Here is a 23,559-nt window from a genome sequence, read left to right as displayed (position 1 = left end):
CGGGCAATCCGTCCGATGATCCGGCCGCATCAGGGATCGGGGGGGCGGCGTATGCTGGACATTCTGAAATCATCCGTGGCGGCGGTGGCGTTGATGGCCGGCGCTGCCGCGGCGCAGGACGCGATGACCATCGGCATGGTGCTGGAGCCGCCGAACCTGGACCCGACCGGCGGGGCGGCGGCGGCCACCGACGAGGTGGTCTATGCCAATCTGTTCGAGGGGCTGACCCGGTTCGGCCCCGATGGCAGCATCCTGCCCGCGCTGGCCGAACGCTGGGATGTGGAAGAAAACGGCAAGGTCTATGTCTTCCATCTGCAGGACGGCGTGACCTTCCACGACGGCAGCGTCTTCGATGCCGATGACGTGGTCTTCAGCCTCGACCGCGCGCGGGCCGAGGATTCGACCAACGCCCAGAAGGTGCTGTTCGCGGGGATCGAGACCGTCGAGGCCACCGACCCGCTTACGGTCCGTGTCACGCTTGACGCGCCGGACGGCAACTTCCCCTTCAAGATGGCCTGGGGCGACGCGGTGATGGTCGATCAGGCCAGCGCCGCCGAATTGGCCACCAGGCCTGTCGGCACCGGTCCGTTCCGCTTCGAGCAATGGGTGCAGGGGGATCGGGTGGTGCTGTCCGCCTTTGACGGCTATTGGGGCGACCAGCCGGCGCTGGCGACCGCGACCTTCCGCTTCATCAGCGACCCGACCGCGGCCTTTGCCGCGTTGATGGCCGGCGACGTGGATGCGTTCCCGAACTTCCCCGCGCCCGAGACACTGCCCCAGCTTGAGGCCGATCCCCGCTTCAAGGTGATCGTCGGCACCACCGAAGGCGAAACCATTCTGGCGATGAACAACAGCCGGCCCCCGCTGGACAATCCGAAGCTGCGGCAGGCGATTGCCCACGCCATCAACCGGCAGGACATCATCGAGGGCGCGATGTTCGGCTATGGCACGCCGATCGGCAGCCATTTTGCGCCGCATCACCCCGACCATGTCGATCTGACCGCGGCATCGGCCCATGATCCGGCCCTGGCGCGGGATCTGCTGTCAGAGGCCGGGCTGGGACCGGTCAGGCTGCGTCTGGCGCTGCCGCCTCCATCCTATGCGCGGCGCGGCGGAGAGATCATCGCGGCGCAGCTGCGCGCGGTCGGGATCGAGACCGAGATCACCAACATGGAATGGGCGCAATGGCTGGAGACGGTGTTCAAGGGCGGTGATTTCGACCTGACCATCGTCAGCCATACCGAGCCGCTGGACATCGATATCTATGCCCGCCCGGATTACTATTTCCACTATGCCCGCCCGGAATTCGTGGCGTTGATGGAGCAGCTGAAATCGGCGGTCGCCCCCGAGCAACGCAGCGCCCTTTATCGGCAGGCCCAGCAGATGATCGCCGACGATCACGTCAACGCCTACCTGTTCCAGCTTGCCAAGACCGGCGTTGCCGATGCGCGCATCGAAGGGCTGTGGGCCAATGCGCCGACCCAGGCGAACGACCTGACCCGGGTGCGCTGGACCGACTAGGGCGCGGACATGAAAAAAAGGGCGGGCGCATCGCTGCGCCCGCCCTCGTGCGTTGTCCGCTTCGAGGTCACTCGAACTTGCGGATCTCGCCCGACTTCAGGCGCGACAGATAGCTGTTCAACTCACGCTTGACGATCGGCATCAGCAGATACAGCGCCGTGATGTTGACCACCGCCATGGCAAAGATCGCCGCATCCGAGAAGTCGATCACGGCGCCGAGGCTGGCGACCGAACCGATGAACACGAAGACGCAGAACATGATCTTGAAGGCCATTTCCTTGGTCTTGCCCTCGCCGAACATGTAGGTCCAGGCCTTCAGCCCGTAATAGGACCAGCTGATCATGGTCGAGAAGGCGAACAGAACGACCGCCACGGACAGGGCATAGGGCGCCCAGCTGAACACCGAGCCGAAGGCCCCCGAGGTGATCGGCACGCCGCCGGTGGCGCCGCTGGCGATGGCGATGCGGCCCTCTTCGGTGATGGCGTAGAGCCCGGTGACCGGGTCGACCGTCAATTGCTGGGTGATGATGATGACCAGCGCCGTCATGGTGCAGATGACCACCGTGTCGATGAACGGCTCCAGCAGCGACACGAAGCCTTCGGTGATCGGTTCTTTGGTGCGCACCGCCGAGTGGGCGATCGCGGCAGAACCGACACCGGCCTCGTTCGAGAACGCAGCCCGGCGGAAACCCTGGATCAGCGCGCCCAGCAGGCCGCCGACGATGCCGGTATCGGTGAAGGCGCCGCGGAAGATCTCGCCGAACGCCCAGCCGATCATGTCGGCGTTCATGATCAGGATCAGCAGCGAGATCAGCACATAGCCGACCCCCATGAACGGCACGACCTTTTCGGTCACACGGGCGATCGACTTGATGCCGCCGACAATGACGACAAAGACGATGATCGACAGGGTCAGCCCGGTGACCCAGACCGGCAGGCCGATGGTGTCACGCAGCTGCGCGGCCGCCTGATTGGCCTGGAACATGTTGCCGCCGCCCAGAGAGCCGAGGACGCAGAAGATCGAGAACACGATCGCCATGAACCCACCCAGAGGCAGACCGCGTTCGGCGAAGCCCTTGGTCATGTAATACATCGGCCCGCCCGAGACGGTCCCGTCTTCGTATTCGTTTCGGTATTTGACGGCGAGCGTACATTCGGTGAATTTCGACGCCATCCCCAGCAATCCGGCCAGGATCATCCAGAAGGTCGCCCCGGCGCCGCCGATGCTGACCGCAACCGCCACCCCGGCAATATTGCCCAGTCCGACGGTGCCCGACAGGGCGGTGGCCAGGGCCTGGAAATGGCTGACCTCGCCGGCATCGTTGGGATCCGAGTACTTGCCGCTGACCAGGGCCAGCGAATGGCCGAAGGCGCGGAACTGGATGAAGCCGAAATAGACCGTGAACACCGACGCGCCGACGACCAGCCAGACAACGATCCACGAGAAGTTGGTGCCGGGGAAATTCGCGAAGATGAAGTTCACGAACGGGCTGGTCGCCGCCGCGAAGCCGCTGTCGATGCGTTCGGCGATGCTTTGGGCTGCCGCCGGCCAAGCGGTCATGACCGCAAGGAAAGCGGTGAGAAATGCTTTGATTTTCATGTGATTGTATTCCCTGCGCTCATGGAACGATGGTGACCGGAACAGGCGCGACCTGCGCCAGAGTGCCCGCCACCGATCCGAAGATGCGCGTGGCGAGGCCGGAATGGCCCATGCGCCCGATGAAGATCAGGGCGGCATCCTCGTCCGTGGCGATCTGGCAGATCGTTTCGGCGATGTGGCCGTATTTGATAACGGTCGTGACCGGGACTCCGGCGTCCTCGACCCGCTTGACGACCGGTTGCAGGATCGCCTTTTCGGCCCGTTCAAGCTCCTCGTTGCGCCGTTTGTGGCGTTCGGCCAGTTCTTCGGGCGTCAGAAAGCTGTATGGCGACCATTCCAGCACATGCGCGATGATGATGCTGTCCCCCTGCGCCTTGGCGCGGCCGACCGCGAAGTCCAGCGCGCGGCGTGACGCTTCGCTGCCGTCGAAGCCGACGACGATCTTGCGTGACATGTTACCCCCTTGTCGTGTTGTTCTTGTTTGGCTTCAGTGATGAAATGATAGGCGCTAGAATGTCGTCGCGGCCAGAGAAAACATGACGACTTCGTGAATTTGCCTGTCCGGGACGGCGTGCTGCACGCCGGGGCTGCGGCGTGCCGGCCATCGCGGCAGCCCCGGCGTCGGGCCGCGTGGGGACGGCGCGCGGCGCGTGGCCGGCATTGTGAGGATTTTTCGCTTTTCAAACCCGATCATGGTCGGCATATTCCGTCGCATGACCCGGATGGCTCACATCTTCACCGCTGCGACCGTGCCGTTCGGCGCGCGTCGGGCTGTGCATCCAGGTGGTCTGCTGCTTCTTACGCTGCGCTGAGCGGGTCTTCCGGGCCGCCGCTCAGTCAGGCCAGCGCCCGGATATTCCCAGGATCCGCGTAAGAAAGACCCCACGATGACCGACAAGAACCGCGTCTACATTTTCGACACCACACTGCGCGACGGCGAACAGTCGCCCGGTGCCACCATGTCCCACGCCGAGAAGCTGGAAATCGCCGCGATGCTGGACGAGATGGGGGTGGACATCATCGAGGCCGGCTTTCCGATCGCCTCGGAAGGCGATTTTGCCGCCGTGTCCGAGATTGCGAGGCAGGCGAGTCACAGCGTGATCTGTGGCCTTGCCCGCGCCCAGATCCCCGATATCGACCGCTGCTGGGAGGCGGTGAAGCATGCCCGGCGCCCGCGCATCCACACCTTCATCGGCACATCGCCGCTGCACCGCGCGATCCCCAATCTGGACATGGACCAGATGGCCGAACGGATCGAGCAGACCGTGACCCACGCCCGCAACCTGTGCGACAATGTGCAGTGGTCGCCGATGGACGCCACCCGCACCGAGCATGACTATCTGTGCCGCGTGGTCGAAATCGCCATCAAGGCGGGGGCCACGACGATCAACATCCCCGACACCGTGGGCTACACCGCGCCCCGCGAAAGCGCCGAACTGATCCGCATGCTGCTGGAACGCGTGCCGGGCGCCGACCAGATCATCTTCGCCACCCATTGCCACAACGATCTGGGCATGGCGACCGCCAACAGCCTGGCCGCTGTCGAGGCCGGCGCCCGCCAGATCGAGTGCACGATCAACGGTCTGGGCGAGCGCGCCGGAAACACCGCGCTGGAGGAGGTGGTGATGGCGATGCGCGTCCGCCACGACATCATGCCCTTCGACACCGGCATCGACACGACCAAGATCATTGGCCTGTCGCGCCGCGTGGCGCAGGTCTCGGGCTTTCCGGTGCAGTTCAACAAGGCGATCGTGGGAAAGAACGCCTTTCTGCACGAATCCGGCATCCATCAGGACGGCGTGCTGAAGAATGTCGAGACGTTCGAGATCATGCGCCCGGCCGATATCGGCCTGAACGAGAGCAATATCGCGATGGGCAAGCATTCCGGCCGCGCCGCCCTGCGCGCCAAGCTGGCCGATCTGGGATACGAGGTCGGAGACAACCAGCTGAAGGACATCTTCGTGCGCTTCAAGGCTCTCGCCGACCGCAAGAAAGAGGTCTATGACGAGGACATCGTCGCGCTGGTGCAGGATGCCACCGCCAATACCGGCGACGATCACCTGCAGGTCAAGCATCTGCGCGTTGTCTGCGGCAGCGACGGGCAGTCCGCCGACCTGACCATGATCGTCGATGGCGAGGAAAAGAGCGTTCATGCAACCGGCGACGGGCCGGTGGACGCCTGCTTCAACGCCGTGAAGGAGATCTTTCCCCACAATGCGCGGCTGCAGCTGTATCAGGTTCACGCCGTGACCGAAGGCACCGACGCCCAGGCCACGGTCAGTGTGCGGATGGAAGAGGACGGGCGCATCGTGAATGGCCAGTCATCGGACACGGATACGATCCTGGCCAGCGTCAAGGCCTATGTCGGTGCGCTGAACCATCTGATCGTCCGGCGGTCCCAGCAGGGCCGAGACGACAAGCAGATCAGCATGTATTCGCACTGACCCCGGGCGCGACGGCCGGTCCGGTCCAAGCGGTTGTTGCACATCCGGCGCGTGCGCGCGAAACTCTGCATTCGCGCGGCGCATGGGTCTTTCACCGGCGCATTAACCCTTCTATATGGGGCAACGCCGTTGCGGGCGGGCGATTCCGCCCGCTGCTGCGCAGGGGCGGACGGGCAGGAAAAACGGGGCAGGGTCGGATCAACCGGCGCAGAAGGACGACAGGCATGGCATTCGGCGGTTTGTTTTCGACCGACATCGCAATCGACCTCGGGACGGCGAACACGCTGATCTATGTGAAGGGCAGGGGGATCATCCTGAACGAGCCCTCGGTCGTCGCCTATCATGTCAAGGACGGCAAGCGGCAGGTCCTGGCCGTGGGCGAGGACGCGAAACTGATGCTGGGCCGCACGCCCGGCAGCATCGAGGCGATCCGGCCGATGCGCGAAGGCGTCATCGCCGATTTCGACAGCGCCGAGCAGATGATCAAGCACTTCATCAAGAAGGTTTTCAAGCGCACGACCTTCTCCAAGCCCAAGATCATCGTCTGTGTTCCGCACGGCGCCACGCCGGTCGAGAAACGCGCGATCCGCCAGTCGGTGCTGTCCGCCGGCGCCCGCAAGGCGGGCCTGATCGCAGAACCCATCGCGGCCGCGATCGGCGCGGGCATGCCCATCACCGAGCCGACCGGCAGCATGGTCGTCGATATCGGCGGCGGCACGACCGAGGTGGCGGTGCTGTCCCTGGGCGACGTGGTCTATGCGCGTTCGGTCCGCATCGGTGGCGACCGCATGGACGAGGCGATCATCAACTACCTGCGCCGCAACCAGAACCTGCTGATCGGTGATTCGACCGCCGAACGGATCAAGACCAGCATCGGCACCGCGCGGATGCCCGATGACGGGCGCGGTGCCACGCTGATGGTGCGCGGCCGCGACCTGCTGAACGGCATCCCGAAGGAGATCGAGATCAGCCAGGCGATGGTGGCCGAGGCCCTGACCGAGCCGATGCAGGCGATCTGCGAGGCGGTGATGGTCGCGCTCGAGGCGACACCCCCCGATCTGGCCGCGGATATCGTCGATCGCGGTGTGATGCTGACCGGCGGCGGTGCGATGCTGGGCGACCTGGACCTGGCGCTGCGCGAGCAGACGGGCCTGTCGATCACCCTGGCCGACCAGCCCATGAGCTGCGTGGCGCTGGGCACCGGAAAGGCGCTGGAATTCGAGAAACAATTGCGCCATGTCATAGATTACGAAAGCTGATGTCGCCCGCGCGGAGGCCCTGAATGGCGCGCAAGGGACCAGATTTCGCAACCCCGATCCGCCGCGTTCTGATCGCGCTGGTGACGATTGCCCTGATGGCGCTTTTCCTGTTCTGGCGCATCGACAGCCCGCGTGCCGAACGCATGCGCACGGTTCTGATCGACCGATTCGTGCCCAGTTTCGAATGGGCCTTCGCCCCGGTCACGCAGATCAGCCAGATGATCGCCGGCTTTCAGTCCTATGCCAGGATCTACGAACAGAATCAGGAGCTGCGGCGCGAACTGCAGAAGATGCAGGCATGGAAGGAAGCGGCCGTGCAGCTCGAGCAGGAAAACTCGAAGCTGCTTGCCCAGAACAATGTCCGCATCGACCCGGCGCTGACCAGCGTGACCGGCGTGGTGATGGTCGATAGCGGCTCGGCCTTTCGCCAGTCGGTGCTGTTGAATGTGGGCGCCCAGGACGGGATTCTGGATGGCTGGGCCACCATGGACGGGCTTGGCCTGGTGGGCCGCATCTCGGGCGTCGGGCAGCGGACCAGCCGGGTCTTGCTGCTGACCGATCCCTCGTCGCGCATCCCGGTGACCGTCCAGCCATCGGGCGACCGCGCCCTGCTGACCGGTGACAACACGCCGTTGCCGTTGCTGGATTTCATCGTCACGCCTGACAATGTCCGCCCGGGCGACCGTGTCGTGACCTCGGGCGATGGCGGGGTATTCCCGCCGGGGCTTCTGGTCGGGCAGGTGGTCCAGGGCAGCGACGGGCGCATCAGGCTGCGCATGGCCGCGGACTACGGGCGGCTGGAGTTCCTGCGCGTGCTGCGGTCGCACCCGTCCGAGGTGGTGGTCGATACCGGCGCGATCATCCGGCCGGGCGATCAGGGCATCATCGGCCCGCAGCTTCCCACCTCGCCCGCCCGGGCGGTCGGGTCCGCCGCTCCGGTGCCCGGTGGTGATGCTGATGATTGAGGGGCCTGCGCGCCAGGTGATGATCGGCACGGCCCTGTTCCTGATCTGCATGGGGCTGCTGCTGTTCCTGCGCCTTCTGCCGCTGACCATAGGTCTGCCAGGCTGGCCCGGCCCCGACCTTGGGCTGTGCCTGACCTTCGCATGGGTGCTGCGCCGTCCCGACCAGCTTGCCGCGCCGGTGATCGCGCTCATCTTCCTGGCCGAGGATATCCTGCTTCTGCGGCCACCGGGGCTGTGGGCCGCGATCGTGCTTCTGGGAACCGAGGCCGCACGCCTTCGTGAAGCCCGTTGGCGCGATCAGCCATTCATGGTTGAATGGCTGCGCGTCGCAATCCTGATCGGCGCGATGATGCTGGGTTATCGCGTGGTGTTGTTGCTGTCGATGTCGCCGATCCCCGCCCTGGGGCAGGTCCTGCTGCAATACATCGCGACTGTCGCGGCCTATCCGCTGGTGGTCTTCGCGGCGCGCTGGTTGATCGGATTGCGCCGGATCGACTCTGCCGAGTCCGAAATGATGAGATATCGTCGATGAAGAAATCGCCGCGCGAAAAGCAGGATGGGACCCGCAAGCTTGGACGCCGCGCCCTGATGCTGGCTGGCATCCAGTTGGGCGTGGTCACCACCCTGGCGCTGCGGCTGCGTTCGATGCAGCTGGATCACGCCGAGGAATACCGGCTGCTGGCCGACGGAAACTCGATCAAGATCAGGCTTCTGCCGCCCGCGCGCGGGTTGATCCACGACCGCAATGGCTTGCTGATCGCCGGCAATGAGCAGAATTACCGGGTCACGCTGACCCGCGAGGAGGCGGGCGGAGATGTCGAGCCGGTGCTGCGCCGTCTGTCGCAGCTGATCCCCATCAGCGAGGAACGAATCGCCGAGCTTCTGGAAGAATTTTCCAAGCGGACCGCGATCACGCCGATCGTGCTGGCCGACCGGCTGAGCTGGGAACAGTTCAGCTCGATCGCGGTCAATGCGCCGGCGCTGTCGGGAATCACGCCGGAATCGGGGCTCTCGCGCGCCTATCCGCGCGCGGGCGATCTGGCGCATGTGATGGGATATGTCGGGCCGGTTTCGGATTACGACCTGTCCAAGATCGAGGACCCTGACCCGGTGCTGATGCTGCCGGAGTTCCAGCTGGGCAAGGTGGGTGTCGAAACCAAGCTCGAGACGCTGTTGCGCGGAAAGGCCGGGGCCCGACGGGTCGAGGTCAACAGCGCCGGTCGCGAGATGCGTGAACTGAGCCGCCAGGAGGGCGAGCAGGGGGCCACGGTCCAGCTGACGCTGGATGCGCAGTTGCAGAATTACGCCGCGCAACGGATGGGCGAGGAAAGCGCCGCGGCGGTTGTCATGAATGTTCAGACGGGTGATCTGCTGACGATATGTTCCTCGCCCAGTTTCGATCCGAACAAGTTCGTGCGGGGGATTTCGTCCGCCGATTACCGGGCACTGATGGACCATGACCATCGTCCGCTGGCCGACAAGACGGTGCAGGGTCTCTATCCGCCCGGCTCGACCTTCAAGATGGTCACCTTGCTGGCCGGCCTCGATTCGGGACTGATCAACAGCGGGACCCGCTATTACTGCCCCGGCTACACCGAGGTCGGCGGGCGCCGCTTTCACTGCTGGCGCAGGGGCGGCCACGGGACGGTCGATCCGATCCAGAGCCTCGAGCAAAGCTGCGACGTCTTCTACTATGAACTGGCTCAGCGCGTGGGGATCGACCGGATCGGGGCGATGGCAAAGCGGCTGGGCATCGGCGTCCCGCACGACCTGCCCATGTCGGCGGTGGCCGAGGGGATCGCGCCGGACCGGGCCTGGAAGAGGGCCCGTTACGATCAGCCGTGGCAGATCGGGGACAGCCTCAATGCCTCTATCGGGCAGGGCTTCGTGCTGGCGTCACCGCTGCAACTGGCGGTGATGACGGCGCGTATTGCATCTGGCAGGGCGGTGAGCCCGCGACTGGTGCACGCCATCGACGGCGTGCCCGAGCCGCTGCCCGAGGCAGAGGCGCTTGGCCTCGACGAAGCCCTGTTGCGGATGGCGCGGGGCGGAATGGATGCGGTCATGAACGGGCCGCGCGGCACGGCGCGACGGTCCCGCATCAGCCGCGAAGACTGGCGCATGGCCGGCAAGACCGGCACCAGCCAGGTGCGCAACATCACGGCCGCCGAACGAGCCCGCGGCGTCATCAGCAACGAGCAGCTGCCCTGGAACCGCCGTGACCATGCATTGTTCGTCTGCTACGCGCCTTACGAATCGCCGCGCTATGCGGTGTCGGTCGTGGTCGAGCATGGCGGCGGCGGATCGACCGCAGCCGCGCCGATCGCCCGCGACATCCTGCTTTTCGCGCTGGCCGACGGGCTGCCGCCGCTGGACGCCGTGCCGGCAGACCAGCGTGCCGACATGGAAGCGCGCCATGCCGCGATGAATCTCTATACGCCGCAGCCGACCGCCCCTGGCCGGTCGCGGGCCTGAGAAAGGGCGGCGCATGTCGTATCTGGATTATCAGGTCGCCCAGACACCGACCGGTCTGCGCAAGATCCTGTATATCAACTGGCCGCTCGTGCTGCTGCTGTCAGCCGTGGCCTGCGTCGGCTTCCTGATGCTGTATTCGGTTGGCGGCGGCCGCGCCGATGTCTGGGCCGAGCCGCAGATGTACCGTTTCGCCGTCGGCATGGTGGCGATGTTCGCGCTGGCCTTCGTGCCGATGTGGTTCTGGCGCGGGGTGTCGGTGTTGTCCTACGTCGCGTGCCTGCTGCTGCTGGTGGCGGTGGAACTGGTCGGCGATATCGGCATGGGCGCGCAGCGCTGGCTTGAGTTCGGGCCCTTGCGCCTGCAGCCCTCGGAGCTGATGAAGATCGCCCTGGTGCTGGTCCTTGCCGCCTATTACGACCTGCTGCCGCTGCGCCGCGTGTCCCGCCCGCTCTGGGTGCTGATCCCGGTCGCTCTGATCCTGCTGCCGACCGCGATGGTCCTGAAACAGCCCGACCTGGGGACCTCGATCATGCTGATGGCTGGGGGCGGTATCGTGATGTTCGCGGCCGGGGTCTCGCTGTGGTATTTCGCCGCGGTGGTCGGTTCGGCGGTCGGGCTGGTCTATGCCGTGCTGAAAAGCCGTGGCACCGACTGGCAGTTGCTGGAGGATTACCAGTTCCGGCGCATCGACACCTTCCTTGACCCATCGGTGGATCCGCTTGGGGCGGGCTACAACATCACCCAGGCACAGATCGCACTGGGGTCGGGGGGCTGGTCGGGCCGCGGTTTCATGCAGGGGACCCAGTCGCGGCTGAACTTTCTGCCCGAGAAACAGACCGATTTCATCTTTACCGTGCTGGCCGAGGAGTTCGGCTTTGTCGGCGCTTTTTCGCTGCTGATGCTCTACACGCTGATCATCGGCTTCTGCGTTTTTTCCGCACTGAGCAACCGCGACCGCTTCGGCTCGCTTCTGACGATCGGGATCAGCGGCACGTTCTTCGTCTATTTCGCGATCAACATGGGGATGGTGATGGGGCTTCTGCCGGTCGTGGGTTCGCCGCTGCCGCTTGTCAGCTACGGCGGCACCGCAATGATGATCCTGCTGATGGGGTTCGGCATGGTCCAGTCCGCGCATGTCCACCGGCCGCGCTGATCGGATGCGGGTGCTGTTCTCTGCCCCCGATGCGATGTGGTCCGAATGGGCGCCGGCCCTGCGCGCAGCCTGCCCCGAGATGGTGTTGCAGCGCGGCGGCGACCCGTCTGCGATCGACGCGATCATCTATGCGCCGGGTGGCGAGATCGAGGACCTGTCGCCCTATGCGAACGCCCGCCTTGTGCAAAGCCTGTGGGCGGGCGTCGAGCGGATCGTGACCAATCCGACGCTGAGCCAGCCGCTGGCGCGGATGGTCGATCCGGGCCTGGCGCAGGGCATGGCCGAATACTGCACCGGCTGGGTGATGCGGGCGCATCTGGGCATGGACCGCTATGTTCAGGACGGGACGTGGCGCAACGGGCAGATTCCGCCCCTGGCGTCCGAGCGCGACGTGGTGATCCTTGGCATGGGTGAACTGGGCCGCGCCGTGGCGGCCATGCTGGCCCCGATCGGTTTTCGCCTGACCGGTTACAGCGCCTCGGGAAAGCCGGTCGAGGGCGTCGAGATGCTGGCCGGCGATGCGCTGGACGAGGCGCTGGAGCGGGCCGCGATCCTGGTCACATTGTTGCCCGACACGCCGCAGACGCGCGGATTGCTGGATGCCAGCCGGCTGGCCCGTTTGCCGCGCGGGGCGTGGCTCGTCAATCCCGGCCGGGGCACGCTGATCGACGATGAGGCGTTGCTGGCCGCGCTGGACGCGGGCCGGCTGGCGCATGCCGTCCTCGACGTCTTCCGGACCGAGCCGCTGCCGCCGACCCATCCGTTCTGGACGCATCCGGCTGTGACCGTCACACCCCATATCGCCGCCGATACCCGCCCCGAAACGGCCGCCCCGGTGGTTGCCGACAACCTGCGCCGTGCGATGGCGGGGCGTCCCGTCCGTCACCTGGTGGATCGCCAAAAGGGCTACTAGACGGTTCGGTGCCTAGTCATCCGGGCGCGCGGCGCCGGTGGGGGCTTCCGTCTGGTTGGCGACCACCGGCGGTGCCGTCGTCACGATCGTGCCCCGCGACTGCACCCGCGCGATCCGCTCGGCCATCTTCTTTTCCCGCCTGCGGTGATAGGCGCGGATGACCGGAACGGTCACGTAGTGCGAGGCGATGCTGACCAGCAGGCCGATGATCGCGCCGCCGACCAGATAGGGCCAGTAGATCTGCTGGAAGAACTCCAGCAGATGTCCCCAATGGGCGCTTTCGGGGCCAAGGACCGAGCGGATATTGTGCCAAAGTTCGGCACTTGCGCGGGCGAATTCGCCGAAGATCTGCTGGGGGCCCAGTTCGCCGCGATAGCCCAGCATCTGCCGGCCCAGGCTGACCGAGGCGACGGCGATGAAGGGAAATGTGATCGGGTTGCCCACGAAGGTCGCCAGCAGCGCGGCAAGGACGTTCCCGCCGATCAGCCAGGCCAGCCCCGCCGCCGAGACGAAGTGAAATCCGAACAGCGGCGTGAACGATACGAACACCCCCGCGGCAATGCCCCGGCCGATCCGGTGCGGCCGATCGGGCAGGCGGCGCAATCGATGCAGGACATAGGTTCCCGCACGGCGCCAGCCGCCCCGCGGATAGATCATGTCGCTGGCCATCTGGCCATAGCTTCGAGGTATTCGGCGCTTGAACAAGAAATACCATCCGGTGCTTCGCGGACCCTGCCGCGTCTTACGGTTTCAGCGCCGGGTCGCGGATCCGGGCCACCTGCGCCACATCGCTTTCCGCCTCCAGTGCGGTCAGCAGGTTATGCAGATGCTCGTGGTCGCGCAACTCGACCTCGACCTCGATCCGGTAGAAATCCGGCTTTCGGTCGATGAACTCGAGGTTCGAGATATTCGCCCCTTGCGCCCCGATCAAGCTGCAGATGCGTCCCAGCACACCTGCATCGTGTCGAATGGTCAGGTTCAGAAGTGTCGAATAAGCGGCCGGGTGGCGCCCGTCGCGCCATTGCAGGTCCACCCAGCGATCGGGATTGTCCTCGAACTCGGCCAGAACCGGGCAGTCGATGGCGTGGATCACCACGCCCCGCCCGCGATAGGTGATTCCCACGATCCGCTCTCCGGGCAGGGGGCTGCAGCACGGTGCGCGCTGAAAATTGGCATCCGCCTCCAGACCGGCAAAGGGGCGTTGGCCGTCGATCTCGTCCTGCGGGGCATTGGCGAGTTCGGGATACAGAACCTCCAGCACTTCCTTGGCCGAGTTCTCGGCGCTGCCGATCCGGGCCAGCAGCTCGTCGCCTCCGGCAAGCCCCATCTGCCGCGCGGCGGTCCGCAGCGCCTTGTCTGTCGGCTTGCGTCCGACATGTTCAAAACTGACACGCACCAGTTCGCGCCCCAGCCGGACGAAACGGTCGCGATCCTCCTCCCGCAGGCTGCGCCGGATCGCGGCCTTGGCGCGCCCCGTAACCACGATGTCCAGCCAGGTCGCCTGCGGGCGCTGGCCCGAGGCGGCGATGATGTCGACGGACTGGCCGTTCTTCAGCCGCGTCCACAGCGGAACGCGGATCCCGTCGACCTTGGCGCCGACGCAGGAATTTCCCAGCCGCGTATGGATCGCATAGGCAAAATCGATCGGGGTGGCCCCTTTCGGCAGCTGAATCACGTCGCCCTTGGGCGTGAAGCAGAAGACCTGATCGTGATACATCTCAAGCTTCACATGCTCGAGAAACTCGTCGTGATCCTCGCCTTCGAAGCGGTCGGTCAGCGTCTCGATCCACTGTGCGGGATCAACGGCGAACGGGTTCCTGGCCCTCACACCGTCGCGATAGGCCCAATGCGCCGCGACGCCGGCCTCGGCAACCTCGTGCATCTGGCGGGTGCGGATCTGCACCTCGACCAGCTTGCCGTCGCGCCCGGACACGGTGGTATGGATCGAACGGTAGCCGTTCGACTTTGGCTGGCTGATGTAATCCTTGAACCGGCCCGGCACCGCGCGCCAACGGTGGTGGATGACGCCAAGCGCGCGATAGCAGTCGGCCTCGGTCCGGGTGATGATCCGGAAACCATAGATGTCCGAAAGCCGAGAGAAGGCAAGCTGCTTCTCCTGCATTTTCCGCCAGACGGAAAAAGGTTTCTTGGCGCGGCCGAACACGTCGGCGTCGATATTCTCGCGTTCCAGCTCGGTGCGGATATCGGCGGTGATCTGGCCGATGACGTCGCCGGATTCCTTTTGCAGGCTGACGAAACGGCGGATGATCGAGTTGCGCGCCTCGGGGTTGATGACCTTGAAGGCCAGGTCCTCAAGCTCTTCGCGCATCCATTGCATGCCCATGCGACCGGCCAGGGGCGCATAGATATCCATCGTCTCGCGCGCCTTCTGCGTCTGCTTGTCGGGGCGCATCGACCGGATCGTGCGCATGTTGTGCAGACGGTCGGCCAGCTTGACCAGGATCACGCGAAGGTCGCGCGACATGGCCATGAACAGCTTGCGGAAGTTCTCGGCCTGCTTGGACTGCGTCGAGGACAGCTGAAGATTTGTCAGCTTCGTGACGCCATCGACCAGGTCCGCGATCTCGGGGCTGAAAAGCTGGCCGATCTCTTCCTTGGTCGAGCGGGTGTCCTCGACGGTGTCGTGCAGCAGCGCGGTGGCAATCGTCGCGTCGTCCAGCCGCATCTCGGTCAGGATGGCGGCGACTGCGATCGGATGGGTGAAATAGGGCTCGCCGGAATGGCGGAACTGACCCTCATGCATGCGCATGCCATATTCATAGGCGTCGCGGATCAGCCGTGTGTCGCTGCGGGGGTTGTAGTTCCGGACCAGCGCGATGAGGTCTTCGACGTCGATCATGATCTGCCGAAGACCCCGTTATTCCATCAGCCGCGCTGGTTTGCTTCCAGCATCATGCGCAGCATCCGCTCTTCCGATTCCTCGTCGGCGGGCTTGGGTCGGTCAACCTCGGCACCCAGAAGCAGCGCCATGGCGTCCTCTTCGGGCTCGTCGACCTCGATCTGGGTCTGGGTGGATTCGATCATGCGTTCGCGCAGATCGTCCACGGGCTGTGTTTCGTCGGCGATCTCGCGCAGGGCGACGACCGGGTTCTTGTCGTTGTCGCGGTCAACGGTCGGAGCGCTGCCCGCCGCGATCTCGCGTGCGCGATGCGAGGCCAGCAGAACCAGATCAAACCGGTTGGGAACCTTGTCGACGCAGTCTTCAACCGTTACGCGGGCCATATCTCACCTGTGCAGTTGCGAATCGGATATCCGGGGCGAAACCGGACATCTGATGGCCCGGCGCGCGAATGTCAAGGAAAACCCCCGGAATCGCGCGCGGACAGGGGCACCATCCCGACCAGTTTCCCTGGCTCCAGCGCCGCCAGCAGCGCGGCTGCCGTCTGCCCGCTTGCAGGATGACGCCAGCCGGGCGCGATCTCGGCCAGCGGTGCCAGCACGAAGCCGCGATCCTGCATTCGGGGATGGGGCAGGATCAGCTCTGCCGGGGTCTGGACCTGCTGGTATTCCGGCGACATCGCGACCCATGCGCGCTGGGTCGCAGCGTCGGGCAGGACCAACTCGTCCAGCGCGATCAGATCCAGGTCCAGCACCCGCGCGGACCACCGCCCGGTGCGACGGTCGCGCCCGAACCCGGCCTCGATCGCATGCAGGCGCTGCAGCAGCTGCGCCGCGTCAAGCGAGGTTTGCAGCGTCACCACCGCGTTGGCGTAGTCCGGACCGCTGCCTGCGGGGTGGGCAGGTGTTTGCCACACCCGGCTGACCGCGCATATTGAAATATCCGGTTCAGCGTGCAGTATGTGCATCGCGGACCGAAGCGCTTGCTGCGCAGTCCGGTCTGCGGATGGCAGGTTGGCACCCAAGGCGACAATACCGAAAGACAACTTATCCATGCCTGCTTTGCCGTCCTACATTGCTTCCGTGATTGGGCGGTTCTGGCCGGGTGCTTGCCCCGGCTCTTGCACCACGACTGAAACAAGAAGTCTGATTGAAGGCATTGCTGATGTTTTACAAGGATGATCGGCTGGCGTTGTTCATCGATGGCGCCAATCTTTACGCTGCGGCGAAATCTCTTGGCTTCGAGATCGACTACAAGCTGCTGCGGCAGGAATTTGACCGCCGCGGCAAGCTGACGCGCGCCTATTATTACACTGCGCTGCTGGATGGCGAGGAATATTCGCCGATCCGCCCGCTGATCGACTGGCTGCACTACAATGGCTACTGCGTGGTCACGAAGGCGGCCAAGGAGTACACCGACTCGATCGGGCGCCGGAAGGTCAAGGGGAACATGGACATCGAGCTGGCCGTCGATGCCATGCAACTTGCCAGCCGGCTGGACCATGCGGTGCTGTTCTCGGGAGATGGCGATTTCCGGCCGCTGGTCGAGGCGCTGCAACGACAGGGCGTGCGGGTATCGGTCGTCTCGACCATCCGGTCACACCCCCCGATGATCGCCGATGACCTGCGTCGTCAGGCAGACAATTTCATCGAACTCGAGGCCCTGCGGGACATCATCGGCCGGCCGCCACGCGACAATCAGCAGGCCGAGACCTGAGCACCGGGGCCGAAGGTCGCTGGACGGCGTTGACGCTGATCTGCGCTGGCGTGGTCGGGGCGATGACCTGCTGGTTCTCTGCCACGGCGATCATGCCGGCGCTGATCGCGGACTGGTCGCTGACCGCATCCCAGGCGGGCTGGCTGACCAATGCCGTGCAGATCGGCTTCGTGCTGGGCGCGCTGGCGTCGTCGCTGGTGAACCTGCCCGACATCGTGCGGATGACACGGTTGATCACGCTGGCCGCACTGCTGGCGGCGGCGGCCAATGCGGTGTTGCTGCTGCAACCGGGTTTCGGCATCGCGATCGCCGCTCGGCTTGTCACAGGCGTCGCGCTGGCCGGGCTTTATCCGCCGGCGATGAAGCTGATGGCGACGTGGTTCCTGCGCGGGCGCGGGCTGGCGATGGGCTTTCTGATCGCGGGGCTGACGCTTGGGTCGTCCATGCCGCATCTGTTCCGCGCCCTTGGCGGCGGGGTCGATTGGCGGGTCGTGGTGATGGCCTCGACGCTGGCCGCGATCGTTTCGGCGCTGATCTTCGGGCTGCTTGTGCGCGAGGGGCCGCATGGCTTCGGCCGCGCCACGTTCGACCCCCGGCAAGCGCTGGCGGTGCTGCGCAATCGCCCCGTGTTTCTGGCGAATCTGGGCTATTTCGGCCATATGTGGGAGCTTTATGCGATGTGGGCGTGGTTCCTGGCCTTCGCCACCGCTGCCCGGCAGGGCGGTGTCGCGCCGTTCGGTTCGCCCTCGGTCTTTGCCTTTGTCGTGGTCGGTTCGGGCGTCTTTGGCTGCGTCCTTGGCGGAGTGCTGAGCGACCGGATCGGACGCTGCCTGACCACCGCCGGCATGATGGCGGTGTCGGGCTGCTGCGCGGCGCTGATCGGCCTTGCCTTCGCCGGACCGGCGTGGGTTCTGATGCTGGTCGCGGTGATCTGGGGAATCTCGATCATCGGTGACAGCGCCCAGTTCTCGGCCGCCGTCACCGAACTTGCGGACCGCCGCCTTGTCGGGACGGCGCTGACCCTGCAACTCAGCATCGGCTTCGCGCTGACCGTGCTGGCCATCTGGCTGATGCCGCGCGTCGCGGCGCTGCTGGGCGGCTGGCAATGGGCGTTCGTGGTGCTTGTGCCGGGGCCGCTTGTGGGCGCGGCCGCCATGCTGCGGCTGCGCGCCCTGCCCGAGGCAAGGAGGCTTGCCGGCGGACGCCGCTGACCCTTCGGCGGCGACCAGCGGCCAGCGGGCGGGCGCGTCCAGCCGGGTGGCGGGTCAGGGCGTCTGCCTGGCCAGACAGTCGGTCAGCCAGGCTCGGAACGCCCGCAATGTGCCAAGCCCGTCTTTCGTGCGCGGCCAGACCAGCCAATAGGCGCCGGGACCGGGAACGGCCTGGCGCAGGATCGGCTGCAACCGGCCTTCGGCGATCTCGATGCGGGCCAGGTAGTCCGGCAGCAGGGCCACCCCCAGCCCGGAAATCGCCGCCTGGATCATCATCGAGAACTGATCCATCAGCATCCCGTCCAGCACCGCCGGCGGCACGCTGCCCTGACCCGCAAACCAGGCCGGCCACGCCGCCGGTCGCGTCTCAAGCTGCAACAGCACGCTGTCATGCAGGTCCTCGGGCGCTGCGACCGGATGCGCGCGCAGGAACCCCGGCGACGCGCACGCCGTCAGCTTTTCGTCGAACAGCTTCCGGTGATGGGCGTCCGGCCAGTCGTCCTGACCAAAGCAGATCATCGCGTCGAACGGCTCTGACTCGAAGTTGAAGCGTGCAAATCTTGTGGCCAGGTTGACCGAAATACCCGGATTCGCGGACAGAAACGCTGGCAGGCGTGGCGCCAGCCAACGGGTGCCGAAGGTCGGCAGCACCGCCAGCGACAGGGTGCCCCCGTCGGGATTGGCGATCAGCGACATGCTGGCGCGCTGCACGATGTCGAGCGCGCCCGATATCTCGCGGAAATATCTCTGCGCCGCGTCGGTCGGGACGAGGCGCTTGCGCTGGCGCAGAAACAGCGGCAGTCCCAGTTGCGCTTCCAGCGACTGGATCAGCCGGCTGACCGTGCTCTGGGTCAGCGAAAGATCCTGGGCCGCGGCGGTCACCGACCCGCTGCGCATCACCGCGTCGAAGGCCAGCAGCAGGCTCAGATTGGGCAGGAACCGTCTTTGCCGCATGGGGTCATTCATTCCCTGCATGAACTGATGCGGATTATCCGTTTTCCGGGCCGGTTGCAAAGCGATAAGAGTTATTACCAGAATGACGCACATGCCGTCGAAGGAGAAATCGGATGTCCACGAAATCCCACAAGGGTGCGCCCTTCAACTGGTCCGATCCGTTCCTCTTGGAGGATCAGCTGACCGAGGAAGAGCGGATGATCCGCGACAGCGCCGCGGCCTTCGCGGCCGAAAGCCTGGCGCCGCGCGTGCAGGACGCCTATCTGAACGAGCACACCGACCCCGAGATATTCCGCGAGATGGGCGCGGCAGGCATGCTGGGCGTGACCGTGGCCGAGGAACATGGCGGGGTCGGTGCCTCATACGTCGCCTACGGCCTCGTGGCGCGCGAGATCGAGCGGATCGACAGCGGCTATCGCAGCATGGCCTCGGTCCAGTCGTCGCTGGTGATGTTCCCGATCGAGGCCTATGGCAGCGAGGATCAGAAGCGCAGATACCTGCCCGGGCTGGCGTCGGGCGAGCTGATCGGCTGCTTCGGCCTGACCGAGCCCGACGCAGGCTCTGATCCCGGCGGCATGAAGACCCGCGCGAAAAAGACCGAGGGCGGCTATCTGCTGAACGGATCCAAGATGTGGATCTCGAACAGCCCGATCGCGGATGTGTTCGTCGTCTGGGCCAAGTCCGAGGCGCATGGCGGAAAGGTCCGCGGCTTCGTGCTGGAAAAGGGCATGAAGGGGCTGTCCGCGCCCAGGATCGGCGGAAAATTGTCCCTGCGCGCCTCGATCACCGGCGAGATCGTCATGGAGGATGTCGAGGTCGGCGAGGACGCGTTGCTGCCCGATATCGAGGGCATGGGGGGGCCGTTCGGCTGTCTGAACCGCGCCCGCTACGGGATCAGCTGGGGCGTGATGGGTGCGGCCGAGGATTGCTGGTTCCGCGCCCGCCAATACGGGCTGGACCGGCACCAGTTCAACAAGCCGCTGGCCGCCACGCAGCTTTACCAGAAGAAGCTGGCCGACATGCAGACCGAAATTGCGCTGGGGTTGCAGGCGTCCCTGCGCGTCGGCAGGCTGTTCGACGAGGGTAAGTTCGCGCCGGAGATGATTTCCATCGTCAAGCGCAACAATTGCGGCAAGGCGCTGGATATCGCGCGGCATGCGCGCGACATGCATGGCGGCAACGGCATCCAGATCGAATATCACGTCATGCGGCACGCCCAGAACCTGGAGACGGTGAACACCTACGAGGGCACGCATGACGTTCATGCGCTGATCCTGGGGCGCGCGCAGACGGGCCTGCAGGCCTTTGGCTGAGGCGCCGCTGAAGGGTCTGCGAGTCGTCGAGCTGGCGCGCATCCTGGCCGGCCCGTGGATCGGCCAGACGCTGGCCGATCTGGGCGCCGAGGTCATCAAGGTCGAGGCGCCCGAGGGCGACGACACCCGGCGCTGGGGCCCGCCCTTCATCGAGCGGCCGCGTCGGGACGGCACGACCGAGACGGTCGCGGCCTATTTCCATGCCGCCAATCGCGGCAAACGCTCGGTCATCTGCGACTTCAACGACCAGGACGACCTGGGCAGGCTGAGGGTCCTGATCGAGAGCGCCGATGTGGTGATCGAGAATTTCAAGCTGGGTGGCCTGCGGAAATTCGGGCTGGACTACGACAGCCTGGCCGCCCGCAATCCGGGCGTTGTCTATGCTTCGATCACCGGCTTCGGGCAGGACGGGCCGCGCGCCGCGCAGCCCGGCTACGATTTCCTGATCCAGGGCATGTCGGGGATCATGGACCTGACAGGCGATCCGAATGGCGAGCCGCAGAAGGTCGGGGTCGCGTGGATCGACATCTTCACCGGACTTTACGGGGTGATCGCCGTGCAGGCGGCGCTGGCGGAACGGGCCCGATCGGGGCAGGGTCAGCATCTGGACCTGTCCTTGCTGGATTGCGGGGTCGCCGTGCTGGCCAATCAGGCGACGAACTATCTTCTGGGCGGGCAGGTCCCGCATCGCCTGGGCAACGCACATCCCAACATCGTTCCCTATCAGCTGTTCCCGGCCTCAGACGGACATCTGGTCATTGCGTGCGGCAATGACCGGCAATTCGCGGCACTGTGCCGGGCGCTGGAACGGCCGGACCTGCCGGCCGACCCGGCCTACGCGACCAATCCGGCACGCGTCGCGCATCGCGACCGGCTGATACCCATCCTGTCCGGGCTGACGCGACACCACGCGCGGGGTGCCCTGATTGCCATGCTCGAGGCCGCGGGCGTGCCCGCCGGTCCGGTCAACGATGTTGCCGAGGCGTTGACCGAGCCACAGGTTCAGGCGCGCGGCCTGCGCATCGCACCGGAAGGCATTCCGGGCCTTCGCAGCCCGATGCGGTTTTCGCGCAATGTCTTGACGACGCAGCGCGCCGCACCCGCGCTTGGCGACGGAGAGTGGCGCTTTTCCGGGGGCTGATCGTGGCCTCCGCGCGACAAAGCTGCGGATGACCGCGCGCCCGATCATCCCCCCCGCCCGATCCCGGAGCGCATCTTTCCTGCCTGCCGCGTTCCGGGATCGGGGGGGGGGGGGGGGTGAACGATCCTGAAGCGGTCTGGTTTCGGACCCGATCGGCCGGTGAAACCGCGCTTCGCACCGGTCCCGGCGCTGGCTCGCGGCGCCGACCCGGGGTGATCGGCCACACGGCGATGGTCGAAAGGCTGTCGACCGCGCTGCCGGTCGAAGGCCATGTCCTGATCGAAGGACCGCCCGCCCTTGCCAGTTGGGCGGGGTTGGGTCAACCTTCGTCGCATGATGCCCCCGGACAGAGGGGGCCACGTACAACCGACAGGGAACCCAGCTCATGAAAATGCATCTCTCCTCCCGCGCGCTGCTGCTGGCCTCGGCCCTCGCGCTTGCGCCTGCTGCCTATGCCGAGACGCCCGCCGATACGCTGGTCGTCGCCAACGACATCAGCGACATCATCAGCCTCGATCCGGCCCAGACCTTCGAATTCTCGGGCAACGACGTGAACCGCAACACCTATGACCGCCTGGTCGATTTCGACCCGCTGGACATGGAGGCGGGCTTCAAGCCGGCGCTGGCCGAAAGCTGGAAAGTGGCAGAGGATGGCATGTCGATCACCTTCACGATGCGTGAAGGCGTCACCTTCCATTCCGGCAACCCGGTCCGCGCCGAAGATGCCGCATGGTCGCTGCACCGGGCCGTCAAGCTGGACAAGACCCCGGCCTTCATCCTGACGCAGTTCGGGTTCACCGCCGACAATGTCGAGGAAAAGATCACCCATGACGGCAACACGCTGACGATCAGTCTTGACCAGCCCTATGCGCAGTCCTTCGTGCTGAACTGCCTGACCGCGATGATCGCCAGCGTCGTGGACAAGGAAACCGTCATGGCCCATGCCGAGGGCGACGATCTGGGCAATACCTGGCTGAACACCAACGAGGCCGGATCGGGCGCCTTCCAGCTGGCGGCGTGGCGACCCAACGAGGCGGTCCAGCTGACCGCATACGAGGATTACTATCAGGGCGCCTCGGACATGAAGCGCGTCATCGTTCGGAACGTGGCCGAATCCAGCGCGCAGCGCCTGCTGCTGGAACAGGGCGATATCGACGCCGCGCGCAACCTGACGCCCACCGATGTCGAGTCGCTTTCCACCACCGAGGGCGTCAGGATACAGGACGAGCCGCGCGGCCGCATCCTGTATATGGGCCTGAACCAGAAGGACGAACTGCTGTCCAATCCGGCCGTGATCGAGGCCATGAAGCATCTGGTAAACTATGAAGGCATCACCGACAGCTTCCTGAAGGGCATGTTCATGACCCATCAGGCATTCCTGCCCGCCGGCTATCTGGGCGCGCTCGAGGATCAGCCCTGGACCTATGACGTGGAAAAGGCCAGGCAGATCCTGAGCGATGCGGGGATCGAGGGCGGCACGATCACCACCAAGGTCCGCGACCTGCGCGAATATGTCGACGTGGCCCAGACCTTGCAGGCCAGCATGGCCGAGGCCGGACTGACGTTGAACATCGAACAGATGACCGGCGCGCAGGTCCTTGACGCCTATCGTGCCCGCGAGGTGCCGATCTTCCTGGGCGAATGGGGCCCGGACTATTCCGACCCCAACACCAACGCCGCCACCTTCGCCTACAATCCCGACAACAGCGACGAGGCGATGGCCACCGGGCTTCTGGCCTGGCGCAATGCCTATGCAGTCCCCGATTCGATGAACGAGGCGACCGTCGCCGCCACGCTGGAACAGGACAGCGACAAGCGGGCGCAGATGTATCAGGACATCCAGAGACAGTACCAGGCCGAAGCGCCGATCATCCCGCTGTTCCAGCGGATCGAGAACACCGGGCTGCGGCAGAATGTCCAGAACTGGAACGCAGGCGGCTCGGTGACCTCGGTGATGTATCATCAGGTCACCAAGGGCGAATAGGCCTTGTCCGCGACCGATGCCGATCCGGGCGGGCGGGGCCAGACTCCGCC

20 protein-coding genes are annotated in these 23,559 nt (G+C 65.5%); 13 read left to right on the top strand and 7 right to left on the bottom strand.

The window, feature by feature from the left end:
* Nucleotides 1-51 precede the first annotated feature (51 nt).
* Nucleotides 52-1,521 carry an ABC transporter substrate-binding protein gene (locus L1965_RS08630; RefSeq protein ID WP_235756003.1) on the top strand — a complete coding sequence of 490 codons (1,470 nt, stop codon included), beginning with the start codon at nucleotides 52-54 and terminating at the stop codon, nucleotides 1,519-1,521.
* A 67-nt stretch (nucleotides 1,522-1,588) separates the two neighbouring features.
* On the opposite strand, the gene L1965_RS08625 is transcribed toward L1965_RS08630, so the two are convergent.
* Nucleotides 1,589-3,121, bottom strand: coding sequence for an alanine/glycine:cation symporter family protein (locus tag L1965_RS08625; protein WP_235756002.1), 1,533 nt, complete (start codon nucleotides 3,119-3,121; stop codon nucleotides 1,589-1,591).
* A 19-nt stretch (nucleotides 3,122-3,140) separates the two neighbouring features.
* Nucleotides 3,141-3,575: a universal stress protein gene (locus L1965_RS08620; RefSeq protein ID WP_235756001.1), complete on the bottom strand. Its 435-nt coding sequence runs from the start codon at nucleotides 3,573-3,575 to the stop codon at nucleotides 3,141-3,143.
* A gap of 433 nt (nucleotides 3,576-4,008) precedes the next feature.
* On the opposite strand from L1965_RS08620, the gene L1965_RS08615 reads away from it, so the two are divergent.
* The 7 genes from L1965_RS08615 to L1965_RS08585 all read left to right on the top strand — a co-directional run bounded on the left by L1965_RS08615 (nucleotide 4,009) and on the right by L1965_RS08585 (nucleotide 12,330).
* On the top strand, nucleotides 4,009-5,565 hold the full coding sequence (locus L1965_RS08615; RefSeq protein WP_235756000.1) for a 2-isopropylmalate synthase: 1,557 nt from the start codon (nucleotides 4,009-4,011) through the stop codon (nucleotides 5,563-5,565).
* A 224-nt stretch (nucleotides 5,566-5,789) separates the two neighbouring features.
* Entirely contained in the window at nucleotides 5,790-6,824 is a 1,035-nt protein-coding gene (locus L1965_RS08610) for a rod shape-determining protein (RefSeq protein ID WP_235755999.1), read from the top strand.
* 23 nt (nucleotides 6,825-6,847) lie between these two features.
* Nucleotides 6,848-7,789 (top strand): rod shape-determining protein MreC, encoded by a 942-nt coding sequence (gene mreC / locus L1965_RS08605; RefSeq protein WP_235755998.1) that lies wholly within the window; start codon nucleotides 6,848-6,850, stop codon nucleotides 7,787-7,789.
* Complete coding sequence (locus tag L1965_RS08600) at nucleotides 7,776-8,321, top strand: rod shape-determining protein MreD (RefSeq protein WP_235756144.1); 546 nt, start codon at nucleotides 7,776-7,778, stop codon at nucleotides 8,319-8,321. Before mreC ends, L1965_RS08600 begins: the two co-directional genes overlap by 14 nt.
* Nucleotides 8,318-10,264, top strand: coding sequence for a penicillin-binding protein 2 (mrdA, locus tag L1965_RS08595; RefSeq protein WP_235755997.1), 1,947 nt, complete (start codon nucleotides 8,318-8,320; stop codon nucleotides 10,262-10,264). The genes L1965_RS08600 and mrdA overlap by 4 nt, the downstream gene beginning before the upstream one ends.
* 13 nt (nucleotides 10,265-10,277) lie before the next feature.
* Entirely contained in the window at nucleotides 10,278-11,417 is a 1,140-nt protein-coding gene (gene rodA / locus L1965_RS08590; protein ID WP_235755996.1) for a rod shape-determining protein RodA, read from the top strand.
* Nucleotides 11,398-12,330: a 2-hydroxyacid dehydrogenase gene (locus tag L1965_RS08585; protein ID WP_235755995.1), complete on the top strand. Its 933-nt coding sequence runs from the start codon at nucleotides 11,398-11,400 to the stop codon at nucleotides 12,328-12,330. Before rodA ends, L1965_RS08585 begins: the two co-directional genes overlap by 20 nt.
* 12 nt (nucleotides 12,331-12,342) lie before the next feature.
* Here the strand turns inward: L1965_RS08585 and L1965_RS08580 are convergent, their stop codons facing one another.
* The 4 genes from L1965_RS08580 to folK form a co-directional block, all read right to left on the bottom strand.
* Nucleotides 12,343-12,999: a DUF2062 domain-containing protein gene (locus L1965_RS08580; RefSeq protein WP_235755994.1), complete on the bottom strand. Its 657-nt coding sequence runs from the start codon at nucleotides 12,997-12,999 to the stop codon at nucleotides 12,343-12,345.
* A gap of 73 nt (nucleotides 13,000-13,072) precedes the next feature.
* Entirely contained in the window at nucleotides 13,073-15,190 is a 2,118-nt protein-coding gene (locus L1965_RS08575; RefSeq protein WP_235755993.1) for a RelA/SpoT family protein, read from the bottom strand.
* Nucleotides 15,191-15,216: 26 nt separating this feature from the next.
* Nucleotides 15,217-15,573: a DNA-directed RNA polymerase subunit omega gene (gene rpoZ / locus L1965_RS08570; protein WP_235755992.1), complete on the bottom strand. Its 357-nt coding sequence runs from the start codon at nucleotides 15,571-15,573 to the stop codon at nucleotides 15,217-15,219.
* A gap of 71 nt (nucleotides 15,574-15,644) precedes the next feature.
* Nucleotides 15,645-16,244, bottom strand: coding sequence for a 2-amino-4-hydroxy-6-hydroxymethyldihydropteridine diphosphokinase (gene folK / locus L1965_RS08565; protein ID WP_235755991.1), 600 nt, complete (start codon nucleotides 16,242-16,244; stop codon nucleotides 15,645-15,647).
* A gap of 110 nt (nucleotides 16,245-16,354) precedes the next feature.
* On the opposite strand from folK, the gene L1965_RS08560 reads away from it, so the two are divergent.
* Complete coding sequence (locus L1965_RS08560; RefSeq protein WP_235755990.1) at nucleotides 16,355-16,906, top strand: LabA-like NYN domain-containing protein; 552 nt, start codon at nucleotides 16,355-16,357, stop codon at nucleotides 16,904-16,906.
* Nucleotides 16,907-16,935: 29 nt separating this feature from the next.
* Nucleotides 16,936-18,117 (top strand): MFS transporter, encoded by a 1,182-nt coding sequence (locus L1965_RS08555; protein ID WP_277882951.1) that lies wholly within the window; start codon nucleotides 16,936-16,938, stop codon nucleotides 18,115-18,117.
* A 54-nt stretch (nucleotides 18,118-18,171) separates the two neighbouring features.
* Here L1965_RS08555 and L1965_RS08550 read toward each other — a convergent pair whose 3' ends face one another.
* Nucleotides 18,172-19,071, bottom strand: coding sequence for a LysR family transcriptional regulator (locus L1965_RS08550; protein ID WP_235755989.1), 900 nt, complete (start codon nucleotides 19,069-19,071; stop codon nucleotides 18,172-18,174).
* Nucleotides 19,072-19,184: 113 nt separating this feature from the next.
* Between L1965_RS08550 and L1965_RS08545 the strand changes: the two genes are divergently transcribed.
* The 3 genes from L1965_RS08545 to L1965_RS08535 all read left to right on the top strand — a co-directional run bounded on the left by L1965_RS08545 (nucleotide 19,185) and on the right by L1965_RS08535 (nucleotide 23,509).
* The gene (locus L1965_RS08545; RefSeq protein ID WP_235755988.1) at nucleotides 19,185-20,384 is read left to right on the top strand and encodes an acyl-CoA dehydrogenase; all 1,200 of its coding nucleotides are present in this window, start codon (nucleotides 19,185-19,187) and stop codon (nucleotides 20,382-20,384) included.
* Entirely contained in the window at nucleotides 20,377-21,525 is a 1,149-nt protein-coding gene (locus tag L1965_RS08540; RefSeq protein ID WP_235755987.1) for a CaiB/BaiF CoA transferase family protein, read from the top strand. Before L1965_RS08545 ends, L1965_RS08540 begins: the two co-directional genes overlap by 8 nt.
* A gap of 385 nt (nucleotides 21,526-21,910) precedes the next feature.
* Nucleotides 21,911-23,509 (top strand): ABC transporter substrate-binding protein, encoded by a 1,599-nt coding sequence (locus L1965_RS08535; RefSeq protein ID WP_235755986.1) that lies wholly within the window; start codon nucleotides 21,911-21,913, stop codon nucleotides 23,507-23,509.
* Nucleotides 23,510-23,559 lie beyond the last annotated feature (50 nt).

It is taken from the genome of Paracoccus salsus (genome assembly GCF_021556615.1).
GTDB lineage: Bacteria > Pseudomonadota > Alphaproteobacteria > Rhodobacterales > Rhodobacteraceae > Paracoccus > Paracoccus salsus.
The sequence above is the reverse complement of the archived record's forward strand: the minus strand, read 5'-3'. Positions and strand labels throughout refer to the sequence as shown.